At 48.8% G+C, this 24,959-nt stretch carries 19 protein-coding genes and 1 tRNA gene; 15 read left to right on the forward strand and 5 right to left on the reverse strand.

Annotated elements, in window-relative coordinates; all coding sequences use genetic code 11:
- Positions 1 to 35 precede the first annotated feature (35 nt).
- The 11 genes from tuf to ACFOET_RS13745 all read left to right on the forward strand — a co-directional run bounded on the left by tuf (position 36) and on the right by ACFOET_RS13745 (position 13,912).
- Positions 36 to 1,223, forward strand: a complete 1,188-nt coding sequence (gene tuf, locus ACFOET_RS13695; protein ID WP_379023580.1) for an elongation factor Tu — start codon at positions 36 to 38, stop codon at positions 1,221 to 1,223.
- Between the two features lie 92 nt (positions 1,224 to 1,315).
- Positions 1,316 to 1,386 (forward strand) — tRNA-Trp (locus ACFOET_RS13700).
- Between the two features lie 17 nt (positions 1,387 to 1,403).
- Positions 1,404 to 1,598, forward strand: a complete 195-nt coding sequence (gene secE, locus ACFOET_RS13705) for a preprotein translocase subunit SecE (protein WP_379023582.1) — start codon at positions 1,404 to 1,406, stop codon at positions 1,596 to 1,598.
- 17 nt (positions 1,599 to 1,615) lie between these two features.
- Positions 1,616 to 2,161 carry a transcription termination/antitermination protein NusG gene (gene nusG, locus ACFOET_RS13710; protein ID WP_090971527.1) on the forward strand — a complete coding sequence of 182 codons (546 nt, stop codon included), beginning with the start codon at positions 1,616 to 1,618 and terminating at the stop codon, positions 2,159 to 2,161.
- Between the two features lie 182 nt (positions 2,162 to 2,343).
- Positions 2,344 to 2,787 (forward strand): 50S ribosomal protein L11, encoded by a 444-nt coding sequence (rplK, locus tag ACFOET_RS13715; protein WP_379023584.1) that lies wholly within the window; start codon positions 2,344 to 2,346, stop codon positions 2,785 to 2,787.
- 22 nt (positions 2,788 to 2,809) lie between these two features.
- Positions 2,810 to 3,508 (forward strand): 50S ribosomal protein L1, encoded by a 699-nt coding sequence (gene rplA / locus ACFOET_RS13720; protein WP_379023586.1) that lies wholly within the window; start codon positions 2,810 to 2,812, stop codon positions 3,506 to 3,508.
- A gap of 2 nt (positions 3,509 to 3,510) precedes the next feature.
- On the forward strand, positions 3,511 to 4,032 hold the full coding sequence (gene rplJ, locus ACFOET_RS13725) for a 50S ribosomal protein L10 (protein ID WP_379023588.1): 522 nt from the start codon (positions 3,511 to 3,513) through the stop codon (positions 4,030 to 4,032).
- 73 nt (positions 4,033 to 4,105) lie between these two features.
- Positions 4,106 to 4,486 carry a 50S ribosomal protein L7/L12 gene (rplL, locus tag ACFOET_RS13730; RefSeq protein WP_379023590.1) on the forward strand — a complete coding sequence of 127 codons (381 nt, stop codon included), beginning with the start codon at positions 4,106 to 4,108 and terminating at the stop codon, positions 4,484 to 4,486.
- 176 nt (positions 4,487 to 4,662) lie between these two features.
- Positions 4,663 to 8,472 carry a DNA-directed RNA polymerase subunit beta gene (rpoB, locus tag ACFOET_RS13735; protein WP_379023592.1) on the forward strand — a complete coding sequence of 1,270 codons (3,810 nt, stop codon included), beginning with the start codon at positions 4,663 to 4,665 and terminating at the stop codon, positions 8,470 to 8,472.
- 36 nt (positions 8,473 to 8,508) lie between these two features.
- Positions 8,509 to 12,789: a DNA-directed RNA polymerase subunit beta' gene (rpoC, locus tag ACFOET_RS13740; RefSeq protein ID WP_379023594.1), complete on the forward strand. Its 4,281-nt coding sequence runs from the start codon at positions 8,509 to 8,511 to the stop codon at positions 12,787 to 12,789.
- Between the two features lie 163 nt (positions 12,790 to 12,952).
- Entirely contained in the window at positions 12,953 to 13,912 is a 960-nt protein-coding gene (locus tag ACFOET_RS13745; protein ID WP_379023596.1) for a TIGR01212 family radical SAM protein, read from the forward strand.
- On the opposite strand, the gene ACFOET_RS13750 is transcribed toward ACFOET_RS13745, so the two are convergent.
- Positions 13,909 to 14,376, reverse strand: coding sequence for a pyrophosphohydrolase domain-containing protein (locus ACFOET_RS13750; protein ID WP_379023598.1), 468 nt, complete (start codon positions 14,374 to 14,376; stop codon positions 13,909 to 13,911). The genes ACFOET_RS13745 and ACFOET_RS13750 overlap by 4 nt on opposite strands.
- 60 nt (positions 14,377 to 14,436) lie before the next feature.
- Entirely contained in the window at positions 14,437 to 15,582 is a 1,146-nt protein-coding gene (locus ACFOET_RS13755) for a pseudouridine synthase (RefSeq protein ID WP_379023600.1), read from the reverse strand.
- Positions 15,583 to 15,826: 244 nt separating this feature from the next.
- Between ACFOET_RS13755 and ACFOET_RS13760 the strand changes: the two genes are divergently transcribed.
- Positions 15,827 to 16,639, forward strand: coding sequence for a lytic transglycosylase domain-containing protein (locus ACFOET_RS13760; protein ID WP_379023602.1), 813 nt, complete (start codon positions 15,827 to 15,829; stop codon positions 16,637 to 16,639).
- A 22-nt stretch (positions 16,640 to 16,661) separates the two neighbouring features.
- On the opposite strand, the gene ACFOET_RS13765 is transcribed toward ACFOET_RS13760, so the two are convergent.
- Complete coding sequence (locus tag ACFOET_RS13765) at positions 16,662 to 17,324, reverse strand: LolA family protein (protein WP_379023604.1); 663 nt, start codon at positions 17,322 to 17,324, stop codon at positions 16,662 to 16,664.
- A gap of 6 nt (positions 17,325 to 17,330) precedes the next feature.
- Positions 17,331 to 19,877 carry an FtsK/SpoIIIE family DNA translocase gene (locus ACFOET_RS13770; protein ID WP_379023606.1) on the reverse strand — a complete coding sequence of 849 codons (2,547 nt, stop codon included), beginning with the start codon at positions 19,875 to 19,877 and terminating at the stop codon, positions 17,331 to 17,333.
- A 193-nt stretch (positions 19,878 to 20,070) separates the two neighbouring features.
- Between ACFOET_RS13770 and ACFOET_RS13775 the strand changes: the two genes are divergently transcribed.
- The gene (locus ACFOET_RS13775) at positions 20,071 to 20,796 is read left to right on the forward strand and encodes a DUF4397 domain-containing protein (RefSeq protein ID WP_379023608.1); all 726 of its coding nucleotides are present in this window, start codon (positions 20,071 to 20,073) and stop codon (positions 20,794 to 20,796) included.
- A gap of 120 nt (positions 20,797 to 20,916) precedes the next feature.
- Here the strand turns inward: ACFOET_RS13775 and tyrS are convergent, their stop codons facing one another.
- Complete coding sequence (gene tyrS / locus ACFOET_RS13780; RefSeq protein WP_379023610.1) at positions 20,917 to 22,200, reverse strand: tyrosine--tRNA ligase; 1,284 nt, start codon at positions 22,198 to 22,200, stop codon at positions 20,917 to 20,919.
- Positions 22,201 to 22,322: 122 nt separating this feature from the next.
- On the opposite strand from tyrS, the gene ACFOET_RS13785 reads away from it, so the two are divergent.
- Both ACFOET_RS13785 and ACFOET_RS13790 read left to right on the forward strand, forming a co-directional pair.
- Entirely contained in the window at positions 22,323 to 22,997 is a 675-nt protein-coding gene (locus ACFOET_RS13785) for a hypothetical protein (RefSeq protein ID WP_379023612.1), read from the forward strand.
- Between the two features lie 107 nt (positions 22,998 to 23,104).
- Positions 23,105 to 24,796 carry an amino acid permease gene (locus ACFOET_RS13790; protein ID WP_379023614.1) on the forward strand — a complete coding sequence of 564 codons (1,692 nt, stop codon included), beginning with the start codon at positions 23,105 to 23,107 and terminating at the stop codon, positions 24,794 to 24,796.
- Positions 24,797 to 24,959: the final 163 nt, after the last annotated feature.

Consider the following 24,959-nt stretch of genomic DNA (forward strand, 5'->3'; position numbering starts at 1 on the left):
ACACTAAAATTTTAAATTACTAATTCGCATAAAACATGGCAAAAGAAAAATTTGACCGCAGTAAGCCGCACTTAAACATTGGTACGATCGGTCACGTTGACCACGGTAAGACAACCACTACCGCTGCAATCACAAAAGTATTGTCAGATAAAGGACTTTCTGAAGCCCGTTCATTCGACTCAATTGACTCCGCTCCTGAGGAAAAAGAGCGTGGTATCACCATTAATACAGCACACGTAGAATACCAAACAGCCAGCCGCCACTATGCGCACGTTGACTGCCCCGGTCACGCCGACTATGTGAAGAACATGGTTACAGGTGCTGCCCAAATGGACGGTGCAATTATCGTGGTAGCCGCCACTGACGGCCCGATGCCTCAAACCCGTGAGCACATCCTTCTGGCACGTCAGGTAGGTGTGCCTGCATTGGTCGTATTCATGAATAAAGTGGATTTGGTCGACGATCCGGAATTATTGGATTTGGTTGAAATGGAAATCCGCGAGTTGTTGTCGTTCTACGAGTACCCTGGCGACGAGATCCCAGTAATCCGCGGTTCTGCTCTTGGTGGTTTGAACGCCGAGCCTCAATGGGTAGACAAAATCATGGAATTGATGGATGCGGTAGACAATTACATTCCGATCCCTCCGCGGCTGACCGAACTTCCGTTCTTGATGCCTGTGGAAGACGTATTCTCTATCACTGGTCGTGGTACGGTAGCTACCGGTCGTATCGAGCGTGGTGTGATCAACTCCGGAGATCAGGTTGATATTTTAGGCATGGGTGCTGAGAATTTGAAATCGGTTGTTACGGGTGTCGAAATGTTCCGTAAGATTTTGGATCGTGGCGAAGCCGGTGATAACGTAGGTCTGTTGTTGCGTGGTATTGAGAAAACCGATATCCGCCGTGGTATGGTAATCTGTAAGCCAGGTTCCGTAACGCCGCACACGGAATTCAAAGCTGAGGTTTATGTACTGTCAAAAGCAGAAGGTGGCCGCCATACACCATTCTTTAACAAATACCGTCCGCAATTCTACTTCCGTACCACGGACGTAACTGGAGAGATTGCACTTCCAGACGGCGTTGAAATGGTAATGCCGGGTGATAACGTCACCATCACGGTTAAGTTGATCAACGCTATCGCTATGGAGAAAGGCTTGCGTTTCGCTATCCGCGAAGGTGGCCGTACCGTAGGTGCCGGTCAGGTGACAGAGATCATAAAATAAATTCAACACCCCTTGGGGATTGTGAATTTCCAACCGATTAGCTAATCGGCTTCGAGCTGATTAGCTAATCGTGTCTAATAAATGGATTTCACACGGGCATAGTTCAACGGTAGAATAGAGGTCTCCAAAACCTTTGATCCGGGTTCGAATCCTGGTGCCCGTGCTAATTACAACAGGACAATGGCAAACGTACTTGAATTTATCAAAGACTCCTATACAGAAATGAGCCAAAAGGTCACTTGGCCCACTTGGTCGCAGCTGCAGAGTTCTGCCGTGGTGGTGTTAGTGGCTTCGATCATCATCGCACTGGTTATCTTTGCGATGGATAAGGCATCGAGTAACGCGCTGGAATTGTTCTATAATATTGGGTCTTAATTGTTGGGAAAGAAGAAATGGCAGATCAAGCGCTGAAATGGTATGTGGTACGGGCCGTAAGTGGTAAAGAGAAAAAGGTAAAGCAGTATATTGAAGCTGAGGTAAACCGTTTAGGCATCAACCACCTTGTACCACAGGTGTTGATACCGATGGAAAAATATTACCAAATGCGCGACGGGAAGAAGGTTGCCAAAGAACGCAATTTCTATCCTGGCTATGTATTGCTCGAGGCTGCGTTGGATGGTGAGCTGGAGCACGTGATCAAGAACATCAACAGTGTGGTCGGGTTTTTAGGTGATAAAGATGGTACGCCCATTCCCTTGCGTCCTGCTGAGATCAACCGCATTCTCGGAAAAGTAGATGAAATGTCGGAGCAGGGTGAGCTGATGAATGTACCGTTCTACGTAGGTGAGCTTGTGAAAGTAAACGACGGGCCCTTCAATGGATTCACCGGAGAGATCGAGGAAGTGAACGAAGAGAAGAAGAAATTGAAGGTAATGGTGAAGGTGTTCGGTCGTAAGACTCCGCTCGAATTGAACTATATTCAGGTAGAGAAAGAATAGAAGCATATGCCCTAATAGGGTTTTATTTTTTAGTTATGCTTGTTTTTAGAAATTTTTTTGTACCTTTGCACTCCATTTTGGGGTGCTTGTGCATAAGTTCATAAGGTCTTCAAAATCTAAATGTTACGTTAAATGCTTCCAACTTACTAACAAACATTTATTAATTAAATTCAACATCAAAGATGGCAAAAGAAGTCAGTGCGTTAGTAAAATTACAGGTGAAGGGCGGCGCTGCAAATCCGTCGCCTCCGGTAGGGCCCGCATTGGGTGCCAAGGGGGTGAACATCATGGAGTTTTGCAAGCAGTTCAATGCACGCACCCAGGACAAGCCCGGTAAGGTATTGCCCGTTGTCATTACGGTGTACAGCGACAAATCGTTCGATTTTATCATTAAGACCCCACCAGTTGCCGTGCAATTGATAGAGGCTTCTGGGGTGAAAGGTGGCTCGGGTGAGCCCAACCGCAAGAAGGTGGGTTCGATTACTTGGGAACAAGTGGAAGCCATTGCCAAGGATAAGATGCCGGATTTGAATGCGTTTACACTGGAATCTGCCATGAAGATGGTAGCCGGAACGGCGCGTAGTATGGGTATTACCGTAAGTGGCAGTGCGCCCTGGAACAATTAATTAACGAAATCAGTTTAAGAAAGTGGCAAGATTAACAAAAAATCAAAAAGCGGCACTATCCAAGATCGAAATTGGCAAGGCGTATTCTTTGCAGGAGGCTTCTGCCTTGGTAAAGGACATTACCTCAACCAAATTCGATGCCTCGGTAGATATCGATGTGCGCCTCGGCGTGGATCCCCGTAAAGCCAACCAAATGGTACGTGGTATCGCCACATTGCCACATGGAACGGGCAAAGCCGTTCGCGTGCTTGTGCTTTGCACTCCTGATAAGGAGGAGGAGGCAAAGGCAGCCGGGGCGGACTATGTGGGATTGGACGACTATATCAGCAAGATCGAAGGCGGATGGACCGACGTTGATATCATTATTACCATGCCCAGTGTGATGGCAAAAGTGGGTAAGCTCGGGCGTATCCTTGGCCCTCGCAACCTGATGCCAAACCCGAAGACAGGAACCGTGACAACCGATGTCGGCAAAGCGGTGGCAGATGTGAAGGCGGGTAAAATTGATTTTAAAGTGGATAAAACCGGGATCATCCACACATCCATCGGCAAGGTCTCTTTCCCTCAGGAAAAGATCTATGAGAATGCGCTGGAAGTGTTGCAGACGATCTCCAAGTTGAAGCCCTCAGCGGCTAAAGGGACGTACTTCAAGAGCATTTACCTCTCTTCAACCATGAGTCCGGGCATCCAAGTAGAAACCAAATCAGTAGCAGGAATTTAATCATGAAAAGAGAAGAAAAACAGGAGCTTGTTAAAGCTTTGGCTGAGCAGATTAAATCTTACGGCATTTTTTACATTACCGATACTGCTGATTTGACTGTGGCTGCTGTCAATGGGATCCGCCGTAAATGCAACGATAAAGGCATTGCCATGCAAGTGGTGAAAAACACGTTGATCAAGAAAGCACTGATTGAGGCCGGAGTGGATTCGGAAGAATTGCTTGGTGTACTTAAAGGGTCTTCGACGATGCTGTTTTCTGAAACGGGCAATGCACCGGCCAAATTGATTAAAGAGCTCCGCAAGGGAGGCGATAAGCCGGTCTTGAAAGGAGCTTACATCGATTCGGCTATTTTTATCGGCGACAGCCAGGTTGATGCATTGAGCAAGCTCAAATCTAAAAACGAGCTCATCGGTGATATCATCGGATTGCTGCAGTCACCCGCCAAGAATGTGGTTTCTGCACTTCAGTCCGGAGGCAATACATTGGCTGGATTGGTTAAAACTTTACAAGAACGAGGAGAATAGGGCGACTCCAAATCAAAATGCCCAAAGGATTGTTAATAATTTTTACAAAGTAAATTCAATAATTTAAAATAAAATGGCAGATTTAAAAGCGTTTGCTGAGCAGTTGGTAAACTTGACAGTAAAAGAAGTTAACGAGTTAGCTCAAATCTTGAAAGATGAGTATGGCATCGAGCCTGCTGCTGCAGCAGTTGCTGTTGCTGGTCCTGCTGCTGGTGGTGAAGCACCGGCTGCCGCTGAAGAGAAGACATCTTTCGATGTCATCCTCAAAGAAGCGGGTGGTCAGAAGTTAGCTGTTGTTAAGCTGGTGAAAGATTTGACAGGCCTCGGTCTGAAAGAAGCGAAAGACTTGGTTGACGGCGCACCAAAGGAACTTAAGTCAGGTGTGGCTAAAGACGAGGCTGAGGCTTTGAAAAAGCAACTTGAAGAAGCGGGAGCTGTTGTTGAGATCAAGTAATTTCGATCATACAACGTACCTGAATGGGTTAGACTCTGACGTGGATTTCGTCAGAGTCTATTCCCGTTTATGACTTTTCCTTATACCAATATCCAAGCTGTATATGGATGCCGCCATGGCGGCGAAAACAGCACTGAAAAGCGCAGTTTAAATAGTTAAACTAAATTCTTATTCCCTTGGCTAACAAAAGTATTCAAAACGAAAGAGTAAACTTTGCAAGCAGTAAAAAGGTAATTGATTACCCCGATTTTCTGGATGTGCAATTGGAATCTTTCAGGGAGTTTTTTCAGCTTGAAACAACTTCGGACAACCGCCACCAGGAAGGGCTGTTTAAGGTATTTTCCGAAAACTTCCCCATTTCTGATTCAAGGAACATTTTTGTACTTGAGTTTTTGGATTATTTCATTGATCCGCCGCGCTATGGTATCCAGGAGTGTATCGAGCGTGGGCTGACGTATAGCGTTCCGCTTAAGGCAAAACTCCGCTTGTCGTGCAACGATGAGGAGCATGAAGACTTCGAGACCATCGTGCAGGATGTTTACCTGGGGACCATCCCCTACATGACCCCGAAGGGGACGTTTGTGATCAATGGCGCTGAACGTGTCATCGTATCTCAATTGCACCGTTCGCCGGGCGTATTTTTCGGCCAAAGCCGCCATACGAATGGCACCAAGCTGTATTCTGCACGCGTGATCCCGTTCAAAGGGTCATGGATCGAATTCGCTACGGACGTCAACAACGTGATGTATGCTTACATAGACCGGAAGAAAAAATTTCCGGTAACTACGCTTTTGCGTGCAATTGGCTATGATTCGGACAAGGATATCCTGGAATTGTTTGAGTTGGCTGATGAAGTGAAGGTGAGCAAATCCGGACTTAAAAAATATGTAGGGCGCAGGTTGGCTGCGCGGGTATTGAAAAAATGGATCGAAGACTTCGTGGATGAAGATACGGGTGAGGTCGTGTCGATTGACCGGAACGAAGTGGTGTTGGAGCGGGAGACCGTGTTGGAGGATGATCATATCGACCTGATTATTGATGCCGGCGTGAAATCGATCATTCTGACGAAAGAAGACACCGCTAATGCAGCCGACTACTCCATCATCTATAATACCCTGCAAAAGGATACTTCCAACTCGGAGAAGGAAGCTGTTGAGCACATATACCGTCAGCTCCGTAATGCGGAACCACCTGATGAGGAGACCGCACGCGGCATCATCGAGCGGTTGTTCTTTTCCGATAAGCGGTATGACCTCGGTGATGTAGGCCGTTACCGGATTAACCGCAAATTGCAGTTGGATACGCCAGACGATACCAAAGTGCTTACCCGTGAAGACATTATCGCCATCGTGAAATACTTGATCAATCTGATCAACTCGAAGGCTGAGGTGGACGATATCGACCACCTGTCCAACCGGCGGGTCCGTACGGTGGGCGAGCAGCTGTATTCTCAGTTTGGCGTTGGGCTTTCCCGTATGGCGCGTACCATACGTGAGCGGATGAATATCCGCGACAATGAGGTGTTTACGCCTACGGATTTGATCAATGCACGCACGTTGTCTTCGGTCATTAATTCATTCTTCGGCACGAACCAACTGTCGCAGTTTATGGACCAGACCAACCCGCTGGCCGAGATTACGCATAAGCGCAGGCTGTCGGCATTAGGGCCAGGCGGTTTATCCCGCGAGCGTGCGGGATTTGAGGTACGCGACGTGCATTATACACACTATGGGCGGCTGTGTACCATCGAAACTCCTGAAGGCCCCAATATCGGTCTGATCTCGTCGCTTTGTGTACACGCCAAAATCAACAACTTAGGGTTCATCGAGACACCATACAGGAAGGTTGAAAACGGACGTGTCGTGGTTGAAGAGCCGGTGGTTTACCTGTCGGCAGAGGATGAGGATGGGAAGACCATCGCTCAGGCCAATGCTGAATATGATGATAAGGGTAATTTCATTACGCCGAGGGTTAAGGCCAGGTTTGAAGGGGACTTTCCGGTTATCGAGCCGGAAAAGCTTGACCTGATGGACGTGGCACCGAACCAAATTACATCCATCGCAGCGTCTTTGATTCCATTTCTTGAGCATGACGATGCCAACCGGGCACTCATGGGATCCAACATGCAGCGCCAAGCGGTGCCGTTGCTGCGTCCGGAAGCGCCTGTTGTGGGTACCGGATTGGAGGGACGCGTGGCCCGCGATTCGCGTACGCTGATCAATGCAGAAGCTGACGGCGTAGTCGAGTACGTGGACGCGAATGAGATCAAAATCCGCTATGAGCGCAATGAAGACGAGCGTCTGGTGTCATTTGATGATGACATTAAAACATACAGGCTCATCAAGTTCAAGAAGACGAACCAAAGCACCTGTATTAACCTGAAACCGATTGTTAAGAAGGGGCAGCAGGTGAAGAAGGGGCAGGTGCTGTGTGAGGGCTATGCTACTCAAAACGGTGAGTTGGCGTTGGGGCGCAACCTGAAGGTGGCGTTCATGCCTTGGCAAGGGTTTAACTTCGAGGATGCCATCGTGATTTCGGAACGGGTGGTGAGTCAGGATATCTTCACGTCGCTTCATATCGAGGAATTTGAGCTGGAGGTGCGTGACACCAAACGCGGTGAGGAAGAATTGACATCTGATATCCCAAATGTATCTGAGGAGGCTACCAAGGATCTTGATGAGAACGGTATCATCCGTGTAGGCGCAGAAGTGCGCGAGGGCGATATCCTCATCGGTAAGATTACGCCCAAAGGCGAGTCTGACCCCTCTCCGGAAGAAAAGCTGCTCCGTGCGATCTTCGGCGATAAAGCTGGAGACGTGAAAGACGCTTCGCTGAAGACCCCACCGTCCATCAATGGCGTGGTGATCGACACGAAACTGTTCTCACGAGCCAAGAAGATGGCAAAGGATGAAGAGAAAAAAGCGCTTGATCAATTGGATACGCAGCATGCTAAAGCATTGAAGTCGTTGAAAGATAAGTTGGTGGACAAGCTGTTTGCCATCGTCAACGGCAAAACATCGCAAGGTGTGTACAATGTATACAAAGAGCTGCTGGTGCCTAAGGGAGCCAAGTTTACGCAGAAAATGTTAGCTGACCTGGAATATACGAATATCAATCCAGCAGGGTGGACTACCGATGATGACAAGAATGAATTAATCAAGCAAGCACTTCACTTCTATAACATTAAGTTGAACGAGGAGCTGGGTGCTTACAAGCGGGATAAATTCGCGATCAGCGTCGGTGACGAACTTCCGTCAGGCATTGTGCAGATGGCCAAAGTGTTTATTGCGAAGAAACGTAAGCTCAAGGTAGGGGATAAGATGGCCGGCCGCCACGGAAACAAGGGAATTGTGGCGCGTATCGTGCGCGACGAGGACATGCCATTCTTGGAAGACGGTACACCAGTCGACATCGTGCTGAATCCTTTGGGTGTACCATCACGGATGAACCTGGGCCAGATCTATGAAACGGTGTTGGGCTGGGCTGGCCAAAAGCTGGGCGTTAAATTTGCGACACCGATTTTTGACGGTGCTTCTACCGAAGAGGTGGAAGGATGGGTAGCCAAGGCAGGGCTGCCGGCTTCAGGCAGGACATACCTATATAATGGATTGACTGGCGAACGCTTCGACCAGCCAACGACTGTGGGTGTGATTTACATGCTGAAACTCGGTCACATGGTGGACGACAAGATGCACGCTCGTTCTATCGGTCCATACTCGCTCATCACGCAACAACCACTTGGTGGTAAAGCGCAATTCGGTGGGCAACGTTTCGGTGAGATGGAAGTGTGGGCATTGGAAGCCTTCGGTGCTTCGAATATCCTGCAGGAAATCCTCACGGTGAAGTCAGACGACGTAGTGGGCCGGGCCAAAACCTATGAATCCATCGTCAAGGGCAATAACCTGCCGACGCCGTCCGTGCCCGAGTCTTTCAACGTACTGGTACACGAGCTGCGTGGCTTGGGATTGGATATCACGCTGGATTAATCCAGCAATAGCGCATTAACTTTTAGAAACGAAAGTATGTCTTACAAAAAGGATAATAAAATAAAAAGCAACTTCACCTCAATAACCATCAGCTTGTCTTCGCCCGAGACGATTCTGGAGCGCTCAAGCGGTGAGGTGGTCAAACCGGAAACCATCAATTACCGGACCTATAAACCCGAGCGCGATGGTTTGTTTTGCGAACGTATTTTCGGCCCGGTGAAGGATTACGAATGCCACTGCGGTAAGTACAAGCGCATCCGCTATAAAGGCATTGTGTGCGATCGCTGCGGGGTGGAAGTGACGGAAAAGAAGGTGCGCCGTGAGCGCATGGGGCATATCAGCTTAGTGGTTCCCGTGGCGCATATCTGGTATTTCCGCTCGTTGCCGAATAAAATCGGCTACCTGTTGGGATTGCCAACCAAGAAGTTGGATATGATCATCTATTACGAGCGCTATGTGGTTATCCAGGCTGGCGTGAAGGAAGACGATGGTATCCATTACATGGACTTCCTGACCGAGGAAGAATACCTTGATATTCTGGATACCCTCCCGAAGGAAAACCAATTTCTCGACGATACCGATCCGCAAAAATTCATAGCAAAGATGGGGGCGGAAGCGCTGGAAGAGTTGTTGAAGCGCCTCGATCTGGATCAGCTTTCGTATGACCTGCGTCATCAGGCGGCCAACGAAACGTCCCAGCAGCGGAAAAATGAGGCGTTGAAACGCTTGCAGGTTGTTGAGGCATTCCGGGGTTCGAGAGATCGAATTGAAAATAGACCGGAATGGATGATCGTAAAAATTGTGCCGATTATACCGCCAGAGTTGCGGCCATTGGTGCCATTGGAAGGCGGCCGTTTTGCTACGTCCGACCTGAATGACCTGTATCGCCGAGTAATCATCCGCAACAACCGGCTGAAGCGACTGATGGAAATCAAAGCGCCGGAAGTAATCCTGCGCAACGAGAAGCGGATGTTGCAGGAGGCTGTAGATTCGCTGTTTGACAATTCACGTAAGGTGAATGCCGTGAAGACGGAAGGAAACCGCGCGCTGAAATCGTTGTCTGACATCCTGAAGGGTAAGCAGGGTCGTTTCCGCCAGAACCTGTTGGGTAAGCGGGTAGACTACTCTGCCCGTTCGGTTATTGTGGTTGGTCCGAACCTGAAATTGCATGAATGCGGCCTGCCGAAAGACATGGCGGCTGAATTGTATAAGCCGTTCATTATCCGCAAGATGATTGAACGGGGCATTGTGAAGACAGTGAAGTCCGCGAAGAAAATCGTAGATCGTAAGGATCCGGTGGTATGGGATATTCTCGAAAATGTGTTGAAAGGGCACCCTGTACTGCTCAACCGGGCACCCACACTGCACCGGCTGGGGATTCAGGCTTTCCAACCTACGTTGGTAGAGGGGAAAGCGATCCAACTGCACCCATTGGTGTGTACGGCATTCAACGCTGACTTTGACGGTGACCAGATGGCTGTGCATCTGCCGCTGGGCAACGCGGCTATATTGGAAGCTCAGATACTGATGCTGGCTTCGCACAATATTCTCAACCCAGCTAACGGGACGCCCATCACCGTACCGTCACAGGACATGGTATTGGGGCTGTATTACATGACGAAAGGTCGGATGACCGATGAGACGCGTGTGATGAAAGGTGAAGGCATGGTATTCTACTCCCCAGAGGAGGTGATTATCGCGCTCAATGAAAAGCGAATCGACCTGCACGCCTTCATTAAGGTAAAGACGAAAGTGAAGGGCAAGGACGGCAATATCGAAGAACGTCTCATCGAAACCTCGGTAGGACGGGTACTGTTCAATCAAGTTGTGCCTGAAGAAATCGGATATGTGAACGAGCTATTGACCAAGAAGTCGTTGCGTGACATTATCGGAGAAGTGGTAAAAACCACCGGTATGGCACGTGCTGCGAAATTCCTTGATGATATTAAGGAGCTTGGATTCCAGATGGCATTCAAAGGTGGCTTGTCGTTCAACCTGCAGGATTTGAATATTCCTGATGCAAAGGCCGACCTGATCCAGCAGGCAACGAGGGAAGTAGAAGAGGTGATGAATAACTACAACATGGGTTTCATCACCAACAACGAACGTTACAATCAGATCATCGACATCTGGACACGGATCAACAACCGGTTGACGGCAAATGTGATGGAGATCCTTTCATCGGACAACCAAGGTTTCAATTCCGTATTCATGATGCTCGATTCCGGTGCGCGTGGTTCCAAGGAGCAAATCCGTCAGCTTTGCGGCATGCGGGGCTTGATGGCTAAGCCGCAGAAATCGGGCTCTTCAGGAGGTGAAATCATCGAGAATCCCATCCTTTCTAACTTTAAAGAAGGGCTGTCGGTACTGGAGTACTTCATCTCTACGCACGGTGCGCGTAAGGGACTTGCGGATACGGCGTTGAAGACGGCGGATGCGGGCTATCTGACCCGCCGTCTGCATGACGTCGCTCAGGATATGATCGTAGTGGATGCAGACTGTGGCGGCTTGAGGGGAGTGTTTACCACGGCGCTGAAGGATAATGAAGATATCATCGAGCCGCTGTATGACCGTATCCTTGGGCGTGTTTCTTTGCATGACGTGTATGACCCCGTCACCGGGGAGCTGCTGGTCGCTGCTGATCAGGATATCGACGAGGAAATCGCGAGGAAAATCGAGAACTCAACGGTTGAAGGGCTTGAAATTCGGTCTGTGCTCACGTGTGAGAGCAGGCGGGGGGTATGTGCCCTTTGCTACGGCCGTAACCTGGCGACAGGCAAGCGGGTGCAAAAAGGGGAGGCTGTCGGTGTAATTGCTGCGCAATCGATCGGTGAGCCCGGTACACAGCTTACGCTCCGTACCTTCCACGTGGGCGGTACAGCATCAAACATTGCTGCTGAATCCCAGATTGTGGCTAAGTTTGATGGTATTATCGAATTGGAGAACATCCGCTCGGTGCCGCATGAAGGAGAAACAGGGCCTGACCAGGTAGTGATCGGCCGTTCAGGCGAGGTTCGTATCATCGATGCCGAGTCTAAGAAGGTATTGATGACCAATAATATTCCTTATGGCTCTTACCTGTATGTCAATGCAGGTGATAAAGTGACCAAAGGTGATCGTATTTGTTCTTGGGACCCCTATAATGCGGTGATCATCTCCGAGTTTGGCGGTAAGGTTGAATTTGAGGCGATCATCGAGGGAGTGACATTCCGTGAGGAATCGGACGAGCAAACCGGACACCGCGAAAAAGTGATTATTGATACGAGGGATAAGACGAAGAACCCGGCCATCAAAATATTGGACAGCAAGGGAGCGATTATCCGTACATACAACATTCCTGTCGGGGCGCACGTGGCGGTGAATGATGGCGCTACGGTGAAAGAGGGTGTGATTATTGCCAAGATACCGCGTTCTACCGGTAAAACCCGGGACATCACGGGTGGTCTGCCGCGTGTTACGGAGCTGTTCGAGGCCCGTAACCCTTCAAACCCCGCTGTGGTGACAGAAATCGACGGTGTGGTAACCTTGGGCGGCGTGAAACGTGGTAACCGTGAAATCTCAATCGAGTCGCGCGATGGGCAAATCAAGAAATACCTGGTTCCCCTGTCTAAGCATATCCTGGTACAGGACAACGACTTTGTGAAAGCTGGTATGCCACTATCTGATGGGTCCATTTCTCCTGCCGATATCCTGAATATCAAAGGCCCGTCGGCAGTTCAGGAATACCTTGTAAACGGTATCCAAGAGGTTTACCGTCTGCAGGGGGTAAAAATTAATGATAAGCACTTTGAGACAATCGTGCACCAGATGATGCAGAAGGTCGAAATCGAAGATCCGGGTGATACCCGGTTCCTGGAACGCGAAGCTGTGAATCGGTGGGATTTCGTGGAAGAAAACGACGCAATCTACGACAAGAAAGTGGTGGTAGATGCCGGAGATTCCAACGAGCTCAAACCCGGTCAGATTGTTTCTTTACGTAAACTGCGTGATGTCAATTCGAGCCTGAAGCGTCGTGATCTGAAATTGGTGGAAGTGCGTGACGCCATTCCGGCTACTTCCAGTCCATTGCTGCAGGGGATCACCCGGGCATCATTGGGAACCAAATCGTTCATCTCTGCGGCTTCCTTCCAGGAAACGACCAAGGTGTTGAATGAGGCTGCCATTGCTGGCAAGCGCGACAACCTGCTGGGCTTGAAAGAGAACGTAATCGTAGGTCATTTGATTCCTTCTGGAACCGGTCTGCGCGACTACGAACGAATCATCGTTGGCTCCCAGGAAGAATATGATCAGCTATTAGCTTCCAAGGAGGAAGACTAAGCAGCCATCAGCTTCCAGGTATCAGCAGTCAGCCGCCGGCTATGCCGATACAGTTTTATTCATAACCTACCAGTATAACGCTGGTAGGTTTTTTTGTTTCCCGCATCCGCTGTACAGTGCGAACCGGAGCCGATATCTGAAATCTATCTTGTATCTTTGCAGTATGGGTACCTTGTTGGACATCGGGCAAAAGCCTTACAATCATTACGGTGCATACCTGCGCGCCAAGTATGACGGAAAGCGTGTTTTCAAAATCATTGTGGATGGCAACTTCACTTGCCCTAATCGTGATGGAAGTAAAGGCTATGGGGGGTGTTCCTATTGCAATGTAGACTCATTTACGCCAGATTCAGCCCGTAAGCTGCCTACCATCCGTGAACAGGTAGAAGAGGGTATACAGCGGGCGATAAACGGTTATGGAGCAGAGAAATTCATCATCTATTTCCAGCCAAATACCAATACATATGCACCCACTCATTATTTGAAAGCTTTGTATGACGAGGCATTGAGTGTAGCCCCCGAACATGTGGTGGGCCTTTCGGTAGGGACACGGCCAGATTGCATTGACTTTGAAAAGGTAGCGTTATTGGAAAGTTATGCCGATCGGTATGACGTGGATCTGGAGATGGGCATGGAGTCTATTTACAACGATACGCTCGACAAAATCAACCGGGGATGTTCGCATGAGGAATTAGCGACAGCGCTCGGGTTGGTTCAAAACAGCCCGTTGGATATCTGCGTCCATACCATATTCGGATTTCCCTGGGAGACCCGCGACATGATGCTGCGTTATGCCGATGAAATCAACCGGTTTCCCCAGATTAAGTTTGTGAAACTGCACCACCTACATATGGTAGAGGGATCCATTATGGGAGTGCAATACAAGCGGAATCCTTTCCACGTTTTTACTTTAGAAGAGTATACCGATTTCCTGTGCGAATTTATTCCATTGCTTCGACAGGACATCGTTATCCAGCGGCTATTTGGGCTTGCCGATCAGGAACTGCTGATTGCTCCGAATTGGGGTTTGGGGAAATCAGCTATCCAGACGTACATTGATAAGGAACTGGAACGCAGGGGAGCGTTTCAGGGCAGCAAATTCCAGCCTTGGCCGCACAGTTAGTCCGAGAGGATCCGTTCCAGGTCGGCAGGTGAATAATAAATGGACTTAAGTGTCTTGTGGTCTTCCTTGCGATAAACTAAGAAATGCCCATCGGCTTCTTCATAGAAGCACTCAACACCTTTTTGCTGGTAGTGGGCTACGGTGTCTTCTGCTTCCTGCCGGGTTTTACAAGCTTTGCTCATGTTAGAACGTTGCACTTCATCAAACAGCTGTGCAAACTTATTAGCCAGCCCGAATTCCAGCACTGCTCCGGACAAAACATATTGCAGGTCACATAGCGCGTCAGCCACTTCGGTGATATCCTTACCGGCTATGGCCTCTTCAAGCTCTTTAAGTTCTTCGGCAAGAAGCGCTACCCGCAGACGGCACCGCTTCTCATCGGGGATGGCCGGATTGTCCAATATGGGGTGCTTGAATGTCTTATGAAACTCAGCAACGGATGTAAGTGTGTTCGGGTCTGTCATATTTTACCTTAGTCGTTGTTTTATCGTGGGTGATTCCTGGCTAAGTGAAGATGGCCTTACTTATTTGATGAAATGCTTAAGTTGGATGATTTCTTTTTCTTCGAGGTAGCGCCACCGTCCGCGGGTTAGATCCTTTTTGGTCAGGTTGGCGTAGACCACCCGGTCCAATTTTACCACATTATAGCCCAGATGCTCGAAAATACGTCTTACAATACGGTTTTTTCCACTGTGGATCTGGACGCCTATTTCGCGTTTGCTTCCTCCCTGCACATAACTTATCGCATCTGGTTTTACAAACCCGTCTTCGAGCTCTAAGCCGAAAGCAATTTTGTTGAAGTCGCCCTGATTCAGGTTTTTATCCAATTCTACATTATAAAGCTTGACCACGTTGTTACGTGGGTGAGAAAGCTTTTCGGCCAGATTGCCATCATTTGTCAACAACAGCAGCCCGGTGGTGTTCCGGTCGAGCCTACCCACGGGGTATATCCGCTCTTTGGTGGCTTTAGCTACGAGCTGCATCACCGTCCGCCTTTCCTGGGGGTCGTCTGTGGTGGTGATATAGTCTTTTGGTTTGTTCAGTAAGACGTAAACCATTTTTTCCCGTTTGAGCCGTTCCCCATTGTACCGTATCTCGTCTTTGGAAGGATCCACTTTAACGCCCAGCTCATTGACGACGTTTCCATTTACGGTGACTACGCCGGCTTGTATCAGTTCATCGGCCTTGCGGCGTGAACAAATTCCCGAATTAGCGATATATCGGTTGAGGCGTATTAATCCATCTTCTTCGGGCATCCGAGTGGATGGCTTGGGTGCATCCGCTCTCCGGTCACGTGGTTTCCATGACGAAGGGCGGTCTGATCTTTTGTTGTCGAAAGGCCGTTTATCGGTGCCGAAATGAGCTCTTTTTCCGGCTCCATATTTCCTTTCCCGATTATCGCCTGATTGACTATCGGTGCGTCGTCTATTGTCGTCAGCCTGGCCGCTTCCCTCAACATTGCGTCTTTTTGCAGAACCATATGTTGGTTTTGTTCCCGACCCATATTTCCGTTCCCGATCATCCCCTGAGCGCTGATCAGCCGGTCTTCGTTCGTCGGGTTTATTGCGGTTGCCTGACTTATGGCTGCGGGAGGGAGAATGGTCGGTGGTGGGTTTGCTGAAGCGCTTGGATTTGTCGTCACGACTGTTCCGTTTGTTACTAAATGGCATGATTTTTACCGTAAAATATGTGAACTGCAAAGGTAGCCAAAAATATGGCTTAACGAGTCGGCAGGCGTCGTTTTTTACACAAAAATAACCCGACAAGTTAGGTTAAATTATGTTAAAAGTCAATAGGTATTTATATAACTGTTTGTATATTAACCTTATAATGTTTACTTTTGTCGTCGACTTTTTGGATCAAGTAGTGCATGGTAAAGAATATTGCATCCGTGGGCTACAGAAAAGGTAATGAATGATAAAAAAACAACTGCTCTGTTGTAGTGCGGTTTTAGTCTTAGTGTTGCTTTCGAAACTGTATTCATATCAGGTAGCAGCCCGCGTAGAATCAAAGCACCCACTACCTCAGGACTCCCTATCCCAGGGGGCATCGTTGCAAGAAGATATCACCGGTATCCGCAACACTCCATACTTTGCATCATTGAATTTTGCGGATGAGAACCTGCCGTTGGGCGATAGGCAGATCGAACGCAAAATGATGCGCCATCTTCAAGAATATTCGTATGCCAAGCGGCGCTCACACCTGCTGCATCATAAAGCGGTGAGGGCTTTACCTAGGGTTGCTGCGATTTTGCGGCAGCACGGGGTTCCTGAGGATTTTAAATACATACCATTGGTGGAGAGCGGATTTACCAGCGGCACCACGTCGCACCGCGGGGCTTCCGGTTATTGGCAGTTCATGCCGAGCACAGCGAGAGCGTTCGGGCTGCGTGTCGATCTTGAAGTGGATGAACGGCAGGATATTGAAAAATCTACCGTGGCTGCTGCCAAATACTTAAAGGCGTTGTACCGCGAGTTCAATAGCTGGACGTTGGTCGCTGCAGCGTTCAATATAGGTGAAGGAAACCTTCAGCGTGCAATCAACAGGCAGCGTGAAGATAATTATTTCAGACTTAAGCTCAACAAAGAAACGGGCAGTTACGTATACAAGCTCATTTCCGTCAAGGAAATTATCGAAAATCCGACGCAGCATGGCTATAGGAAACCCGGTGCGCTGATAGCAGAAACACGTACAGAGACATCCTCTCCTGAAGGGCAACATTTTTAGGGGCCCAGGGCACGAAGCGTTACTACCTCAGGTCAACGATTTCCATCCCCGGATAATTGCTTTGCTTGAACGAGAACTTATCCGCGGGAATTTGCGGATTGCCTTTTGTATTTCTGATTGCATAGGTATATTGGACCCCTCCTTTGTCAAAGATTGTCGCATCGTGTATCAGGTTGGTGGTCTTGTTGATACGCAATTTGATCTTGAAATACGACGTACGCGTATCTTCCGGAGAAAGTTCCACTACGGCCAATTGGTGATTGCCCACACGTTCATCGGGCGCCGATATGTATTTGTAACCGGTGTTATAGAACGAAAAGATATTGACCGGGGAAAGGGCTGTCGATGAATTGTCTGCTTCAGTCACTTGGACCTCGTTTTCCTCTTTGAGCACCGTCCACTGCGTTTTTCCGTCGCTGATCAGGTCCTGACTGCCCGTTGTGATATGGTATTTGCCGGTCGGCCTGTCCATGTAAAGGGTCCCTGTTTCCGTATAATTGTTCGTTTGCTGAGGCTGTTTAACCGTAAGTGTAAAATCTGCTTGGATGGTCTTATACCCTTCATAGGTTTTACTCACTTTACTGAGCAGGGCTTTTGCTGCGGCGTCTGTTTGCGCGCTGGCCTGAGTTACATCCGCGAGCAATGCAGAAAAAAATACAAAGCTGATATATGCTGACTTGTTCATTTTGTGTCAATCTTTCTTCAATCCATCCAAAAACTGTTCCAATGAATATTCATCGGGAAACAGCACCTCACGCGCCTTGCTTCCTTCAAACGGCCCTACAATTCCGGCAGCTTCCAACTGGTCGATGATACGCCCAGCGCGGTTATAGCCGAGCTTCAGCTTGCGCTGGATCAAAGATGTAGAACCCTGCTGGTGGAGCACTACTAAGCGTGCAGCGTCCTCGAACATGGAATCCCTATCGCGCATATCGAAGTCTTCAGCACCCCCCTCGCCGTCCTCGCCTACATATTCCGGCAGAAGCATTGCCGACGGATAACCGCGTTGGTTGCCAATGAAATCGGATACGTCCTCTACTTCCGGCGTATCTACGAAAGCACATTGTATTCGGATCAGGTCACTTCCGGTAGCTAAGAGCATATCTCCACGGCCGATCAACTGGTCGGCGCCTCCTGAATCAAGAATCGTCCGTGAATCTACTTTGGACAGTACGCGGAATGCCAATCGGGCAGGGAAGTTGGCTTTAATGGTACCGGTGATGATGTTTACCGACGGGCGCTGCGTGGCAATGACCAAGTGGATACCGACGGCACGGGCCAATTGTGCTAAGCGGGCAATGGGTGTTTCGACTTCTTTTCCCGCTGTCATCATCAAATCCGCAAACTCGTCGATGACGAGCACAATGAATGGCAGGTAGCGGTGACCTTCCTCGGGGTTGAGCCTACGGTTGACAAATTTGGCGTTGTATTCCTTCAAGTTACGTACTTGCGCGTTTTTCAGTAGGTCGTAGCGCGCGTCCATCTCGATACATAGCGAGTTGAGCGTATTGATGACTTTTTTGGTGTCGGTGATGATGGCATCTTCTTCACCGGGCAATTTAGCCAGAAAGTGCCGTTCGATCTTTTTGAATAAAGACAATTCGACCTTTTTGGGGTCTACCAACACCAATTTGAGCTCGGCGGGATGTTTCTTGTAAAGCAACGACGTAAGGATCGCGTTGATACCTACCGATTTACCCTGACCAGTGGCACCGGCAACCAGTAGGTGAGGCATTTTGGCGAGGTCGGCTATGTACACTTCGTTGGAGATGGTTCTTCCCAGCGCAATGGGTAGGTCCATATCGGTATGCTGAAATTTCTCTGTTGCCAGCACGGACCGCATGGACACCATTTCCGGGTGGCTGTTCGGTACTTCGATACCGATGGTACCTTTGCCGGGCATCGGGGCAATGATCCGGATGCCGAGGGCAGCCAAACTTAACGCGATGTCGTCTTCCAGGTTTTTGATTTTAGAAATACGCACACCGGGTTTGGGTATGATCTCATAGAGGGTAACCGTAGGCCCGATGGTAGCTTTGATCTTGGCAATCTCGATGTTATAATTGCCCAGGGTTTCCACGATTTTGTCTTTATTGGCTTCCAGTTCGTGGTTATTAACCGTGATTTTGCCGGAGCCGTAATCGCGGAGCAAATCGAGGGTGGGATGCTGATAGCCGGATAGATCTAATTTAGGGTCGTATTGCCCCACCTTTTCCACCAGCTCGTCCGCCGTGCTGACCTTCTCATCTTTTATGGGCGCGACGGTGAGCTGAGGGGATTTCACTTCATTTTTCGTTTCGGTTTTTTCCCGCATCGTCTCGACGGTAAACGCGGGCGACTCCTTGTCTTCGGCAGGCAGCGGCTTCGATACGCTTACATGCTGGGTTAGCTTTTCCTCATTTTTCGGTTCGGCCTCTTTTACCTTGTTGAGACTGAACTCGACAGGATCGACCCGGTATTCGGATTCTTGCAGGTAGCGCTCATCGTCACGGAAGGCATTGGCAGGTGCTTCATCGATCGGGACCGCCGGACCGTGATCCTTGGCGTGCTGGCGCGAGCCCAGTTTAAAATCTAAATTATAAGCGACAATCAGTATGGTGAGTATGGTGAAAATCAATAGACCTGCGATGCCCGGTACACCTATTTGGGCCTCGAGCAACCGGTTTGTCCAATATCCGAATTCGCCTTCCAGGAAATGCGGATAGTCATTGATAAAACCGTGTATAAAGCCCAACGTCACGGAGATGAGCACCAACGCAAACGTGGCGTATCCAAGGACCTTCCACGTAGAAATAATTTTTATCTTAAACAGTAATCGGTATCCGATGACGAACAATACCGTCACAAACAGAAATGAGGCGATGCCAAACCATTTATAAATAAACTGGTGGGCGAGGAGGGCACCGAATTTCCCCATCCAGTTCTGTACAACGGGTGGATCAATACCAGCAAGGGAGAGTTCTTCACGGGTTCGGAATAAGGTCTGCCACCCGCCGTTGGCGGCGGAGACATAACTCTGGTCTTCCTTCCACGTAAAAAGGTAGGAGATGAAGGCAATGAAAAAATACACAGAAAGTATCAGGAGAAAAAGCCCTGCTATTTTCACCAGCTTGCTGCTCCAGGCGCTGCCGGATGGCGAATTCAATTTTGATTTCCGCTCGCTTTTTTTTCTCAACGACGGCCTGCCTTCGGTTTCATGCTGTACATTTTTTTTAAACGAATTCCCTTTTCCAGACATTTAAAGGCCCCCTTTTATTTGAGACAAACTTACGGATTTTTTGCAGATAATCGGTTCTGGCCATAGCCCGATGGTTTTCACAAAAATAGCCACGGCATGTAGCAATCGGTTTGAGAATGTCGTTTACTAACACAAAGCAGCTGCTAAAGGAGATGGAAGTATAAGCTCACACGGGAATCAGAGATAGAATGGAATGAGACGATTCGAAAGCAAGAGAATAGGTCGGTTGTTTCTGGGCCTAGTGCTAAGTGTAGCAACGTTCAGCGCATGCCTTAAAGATGAGGCGGAAGTCGATCAAATTTCGGCGGTGCGGGCGCTAAATGCGGTGCCGGGATCTGGGCAGTTTGACATAGGGTTAGACCAGAACCAACTGAACTTTGATCGGCATGCCATGAAAGCTGAGGATTTTGCATATGGAGATACGTTGCCCTACAAAAATGCTTGGCCCGGCAACAGATGGGTACGGGTATTTGAAACGGGTAGTGGGGCGAGCACACAGCCTGTGGTCCAGGGGACAGTGCAATTCTTGCCGGGCCGGTTTTATTCGCTGTATGTGGTCGGGCATGAGGAACTTGAAGTGATGATAACGGAGGATGATCTGTCTGCACCGGAGGAAGGGAAAGCAAAAATCCGTTTTGTGCACTTGAGCCCGGACGCACCGGCGTTGGATTTTGGAATTGCGGGAGAGGAGGCATTTATTGCATCGAACAAGGCGTTTAAAGGAGTCGAAGATTTTTCCAGCATAGATGCGGGAGAGACATACAGGTTCAATATACTTGAACACCGCAATGGCAATGTTATCCATACCTTTGAGTTCGCCCCGAGCAAAGGCATGATTTATACCATATGGGCGAAAGGACTAATTGACCACGACGGTGATACTGCACTGGATTTCGGGCATGACATAATCGTTCATTAGACTATAAAAGTTTCTCCATAAAGTTTAGGTTGATTGAAGTCCGTCTGCCAGTCTTGGCGGGCGGATGCCGCTCCCTCCCCGGGAGCGGCTTTTTTAATTGAAGCGAATGCGCGTGAACTGTTATTCAACGATAATGAGGTAGTAGTTCTTCTTACCACGCTGAACAATCAAATATCGATCGTTGATCAGATGGTCAGGCTGGAATTGCTGATCAATGTCGCTGATTTTCGACCGGTTTACGGCCACTCCGCCTCCTTGGATCATCTTGCGGGCTTCTCCCTTTGAAGCGAACACGGATGATGAGACGGCTAATAAATCCAACACATTTATTCCGGCAGCCAATTGATCCTTTGGGATGCGGAATTGAGGCACGCCGTCAAATATATCCAGCACCGCAGCGTGGGGCATACCGCTAAGGAATTCTAATGGTCCATTTCCGAAAAGGAATTCGGAGGTTTTTACCGCTGTTTCGTAATCCGATTCGGAATGAGTGCGTATGGTGATATCCTTCGCCAGCGCCTTCTGAACCACACGGAGGTGCGGGGAGGCATCATGTTCGGCAATGATCGCTTCGATTTCTTCCCTGGATTTTAAGGTGAAGATTTTTATCCAGTTTTTGGCATCCTCGTCGCTAGCATTGAGCCAAAACTGATAGTACCGGTATGGTGATGTTTTGGACGCGTCTAGCCAGACAGCGCCACTTTCTGTTTTGCCAAACTTGTTGCCGTCAGCCTTCTTTATGAGCTGTGTCGTGAGTGCATAAGCCGTGCCACCATCTTTGCGGCGAATAAGTTCTGTGCCGGTGACTATATTTCCCCATTGGTCTGACCCGCCCATTTGCAGCAGACAACCATGGTGCTTCCACATGTAGTAAAAGTCGTAGCCCTGGATCAATTGGTACGCGAACTCTGTAAACGATAAACCGTGCTCTCCGTCCAGGCGTTTTTTGACGGAGTCTTTGGCCATCATATAGTTGACGGTGATGTGCTTGCCGACGTCGCGTATAAAATCCAAGAAGCGGAAATCCTTGAACCAATCGTAGTTGTTGACCATCACAGCGCCGCGCTCAGGGTCTGACACATCAAGGAATTTAGCCAATTGTGCTTTCAAGCAGGATACGTTGTGGTTTAATGTGGCCTCGTCCAACAGGTTCCGTTCCACGGACTTTCCGGACGGGTCGCCTACCATGCCGGTGGCGCCCCCGACTAAGGCTACGGGCCTGTGGCCGGCACGCTGAAAATGGATCAGCGTCATCAGCTGGGTAAGATGACCCACATGCAGCGAATCGCCGGTGGGATCAAAGCCAATATATCCGATTGTTTGCGCTTTAAGTAATTGCTCTTCAGTCTCGGGCATGATGTCGTGTAGCATGCCGCGCCACCGTAACTCCTCAACAAAATTCATTGTTATTCCTTTTTAAAATGGCACAATCATTACGGCCGCAAAGATAGGAGAATATGCCGTATTTGTCAGCGCAATTCGCTATCTTGGCACAATAAGTGTTCACCTGTCCGAAAGTGGGTTTCATGAATTTCCTGTCACATTTTTACTTTGAGCGGTATAGCCACAATCCTGAACTGGTGCTGGGAAGCATTCTACCCGACCTCATTAAAAATGCCGATAGAGATATCAACGTGCTGCCCCATAAATATGAAGATCGTTTCATAACTAATCCTAAGCTGCAAAGCATCTACCATGGTTGGATGCGGCATATGGAAACGGACCGTTATTTTCATAACGCTCCCTTTTTTTATAATCATACCCACGATCTGAAAGTGTTGCTGGCACCGGCTGTTGTGGAGACACCCATCCGGCCCTCGTTTTTATCACACATTGCGCTTGAATTGCTTTTAGATCATTTGTTGTTGCGCCACCAATTGGTGCAAGAGCTCGATTTTTACGAGCACCTTGCGGCGGCCGACCGGGATACGGTTGACCGGTTTTTGAAACGCTGTGAAGTCGAGGACACGCAGTTCTTTTTCACCTATTTCGACCGCTTTATGAGCGCACGGTATGTAGGTGGCTACCGGGAATTTGCACAAATTACCGAGGCGATGATCAGTATTTGCCGCAGGCTTTGGGACGTGCGTCTGAGTGGTGAACAAAACGCATGGGTAACGGCGATCATTGGGGATTATGCAGCGAAACTTGACGGCAGCTTTCACGTAATTTTTGACGACATACGGTTGCACCTTCCGTAAAGCAACCCGGCAGTTCTAAAAAAATCGGGTTGGGAATCCGCTTCATTAGTTTTTTTTTATATGTTTGGCCGGTTGATGGCTTACCCTAACCTGACAGTTACGCATATATGGCAAACAGACTTTTCCGCAAAAAATCCGTAGAACAAATTATTGACGCATCGAGGTCAACCGGTAAAGGAGGGCTTGCCAAGGTATTGGGTGTCCGTGATCTTGTGTCTCTGGGGATAGCGGCAATCGTGGGGGCCGGTATTTTCAGCACCATTGGTTTGGCCAGTTTCAACGGCGGCCCTGCGGTTTCCCTGTTGTTTGTTTTTGTCGCGATCGCCTGTGTGTTTACTGCATTATCCTACGCGCAATTTGCCAGCACGGTGCCGGTGTCGGGTAGTGCCTACACCTACGCATATGTGGCGTTCGGCGAACTGTTTGCGTGGATTATCGGCTGGGCACTTATCCTGGAGTATGCGGTATCCAATATGGTTGTCGCGATATCTTGGTCGCAGTATTTTGTGAGTATGCTTGAAGGCTTTGGTATACGTCTGCCCGGCTGGCTTACCATGGCTCCTGCATACGCATCTGAGGCTTATGCCGAGCTGCAGGCACATGGAATGGCATCACTGTCGAGGGTCGATCAGCTGGCTGCAGCTGCTTACCAACAAGCCCCAAGGGTGGGAGATATTCCCATCATCTTCGATCTGCCCGCCGGGTTGATTACATTTTTGGTCACCTGGCTGGTTTATACCGGTATTAAGGAATCGCGGACGGCAAGCAACGTCATGGTAGTTATTAAGATCGGTGTGATTCTGTTTGTGATTTTCGGCGGGGCGTTTTTTGTAAAGCCGGAAAACTGGGCACCTTTTGCGCCCAACGGTATGGAGGGTGTTGCAAGCGGAGTTGCGGCAGTTTTCTTCGCTTTTATTGGCTTCGATTCGATATCCACTACGGCGGAGGAGTGTAAAAACCCGCAACGGGATTTGCCGAGGGCGATGATTTTATGCCTCTTGATCTGTGCGGTATTATATATTTTAATTACGTTGGTTTTGACAGGCATGGTGAACTATACGGAACTCAACGTAAAGGATCCTTTGTCTTACGTATTTCAGTATATAGGAATGGATTACATGGCGGGGATCGTCTCGGTTACCTCTGTGGTGGCCATTACCAGTGCATTGCTTGTTTTTCAGCTTGCCCAACCGCGGATTTGGATGACTATGAGCCGTGACGGCTTGTTATGGAAGCGGTTTGCCACCATACATCCGAAATATAAAACCCCATCGTTTGCTACGATTGTTGCGGGGGTTATGGTAGCTGTGCCCGCCTTGTTCTTTAAAATGGATTTTTTTGTGGATTTAACAAGCGTAGGTACGTTTTTCGCTTTTATATTGGTGTGTGCCGGTGTTTTATATATGGATTATGCGGGCATTTCCAAACAATCCAAGTTTAGGGTGCCATACATCAACGGGAAATACCTGATTATACTCGGGCTGCTGCTGGCGGTATTTGGCATTTACTTTTATGGGCAGGATACTATTGCCGAATGGCGCCAGTTGTCTTTTCTAGAAATCATTGAACATAAGCTGCTGCTCATTATCTTCTGGCTGGTATGGCTTGTGCTTTGCGTAATGGGGTATATCCATCGGTTCTCTTTGTTGCCTGTGGCGGGAATCCTTATCAATCTTTACCTGATGTCCCAGCTTGGCGCTAGCAACTGGTTTATTTTTCTGGTTTGGCTGGCGATTGGCTTGCTGGTTTACTTCGGGTACGGATATAAACACTCCAAGCTTAACAACCAAGCGCGATGATATAGCCAGCAGTGCGCGATTTTTCCGGTGTGGGTGCGTAATTAGGCTAAGATAAAGACGCGCGGCAGATTGCAACAAATATGTGACAAATTTTTAACGACAGAACCTGTTAAAAATTGTTAAATAAATCAGAAAAAGGTAGATTTGCTCATGTGCATTGGGC

Source organism: Parapedobacter deserti (assembly GCF_042646065.1).
Taxonomy (GTDB): domain Bacteria; phylum Bacteroidota; class Bacteroidia; order Sphingobacteriales; family Sphingobacteriaceae; genus Parapedobacter; species Parapedobacter deserti.

Excerpts from the sequence above, each read along its gene's own strand:
- tuf (WP_379023580.1), top strand. The coding sequence starts at position 36 with ATGGCAAAAGAAAAATTTGACCGCAGTAAGCCGCACTTAAACATTGGT.
- secE (WP_379023582.1), top strand. The coding sequence starts at position 1,404 with ATGGCAAACGTACTTGAATTTATCAAAGACTCCTATACAGAAATGAGC.
- nusG (WP_090971527.1), top strand. The coding sequence starts at position 1,616 with ATGGCAGATCAAGCGCTGAAATGGTATGTGGTACGGGCCGTAAGTGGT.
- rplK (WP_379023584.1), top strand. The coding sequence starts at position 2,344 with ATGGCAAAAGAAGTCAGTGCGTTAGTAAAATTACAGGTGAAGGGCGGC.
- rplJ (WP_379023588.1), top strand. The coding sequence starts at position 3,511 with ATGAAAAGAGAAGAAAAACAGGAGCTTGTTAAAGCTTTGGCTGAGCAG.
- rplL (WP_379023590.1), top strand. The coding sequence starts at position 4,106 with ATGGCAGATTTAAAAGCGTTTGCTGAGCAGTTGGTAAACTTGACAGTA.
- rpoC (WP_379023594.1), top strand. The coding sequence starts at position 8,509 with ATGTCTTACAAAAAGGATAATAAAATAAAAAGCAACTTCACCTCAATA.
- ACFOET_RS13745 (WP_379023596.1), top strand. The coding sequence starts at position 12,953 with ATGGGTACCTTGTTGGACATCGGGCAAAAGCCTTACAATCATTACGGT.
- ACFOET_RS13750 (WP_379023598.1), bottom strand. The coding sequence starts at position 14,376 with ATGACAGACCCGAACACACTTACATCCGTTGCTGAGTTTCATAAGACA.
- ACFOET_RS13755 (WP_379023600.1), bottom strand. The coding sequence starts at position 15,582 with ATGCCATTTAGTAACAAACGGAACAGTCGTGACGACAAATCCAAGCGC.
- ACFOET_RS13760 (WP_379023602.1), top strand. The coding sequence starts at position 15,827 with ATGATAAAAAAACAACTGCTCTGTTGTAGTGCGGTTTTAGTCTTAGTG.
- ACFOET_RS13765 (WP_379023604.1), bottom strand. The coding sequence starts at position 17,324 with ATGAACAAGTCAGCATATATCAGCTTTGTATTTTTTTCTGCATTGCTC.
- ACFOET_RS13770 (WP_379023606.1), bottom strand. The coding sequence starts at position 19,877 with ATGTCTGGAAAAGGGAATTCGTTTAAAAAAAATGTACAGCATGAAACC.
- ACFOET_RS13775 (WP_379023608.1), top strand. The coding sequence starts at position 20,071 with ATGAGACGATTCGAAAGCAAGAGAATAGGTCGGTTGTTTCTGGGCCTA.
- tyrS (WP_379023610.1), bottom strand. The coding sequence starts at position 22,200 with ATGAATTTTGTTGAGGAGTTACGGTGGCGCGGCATGCTACACGACATC.
- ACFOET_RS13785 (WP_379023612.1), top strand. The coding sequence starts at position 22,323 with ATGAATTTCCTGTCACATTTTTACTTTGAGCGGTATAGCCACAATCCT.
- ACFOET_RS13790 (WP_379023614.1), top strand. The coding sequence starts at position 23,105 with ATGGCAAACAGACTTTTCCGCAAAAAATCCGTAGAACAAATTATTGAC.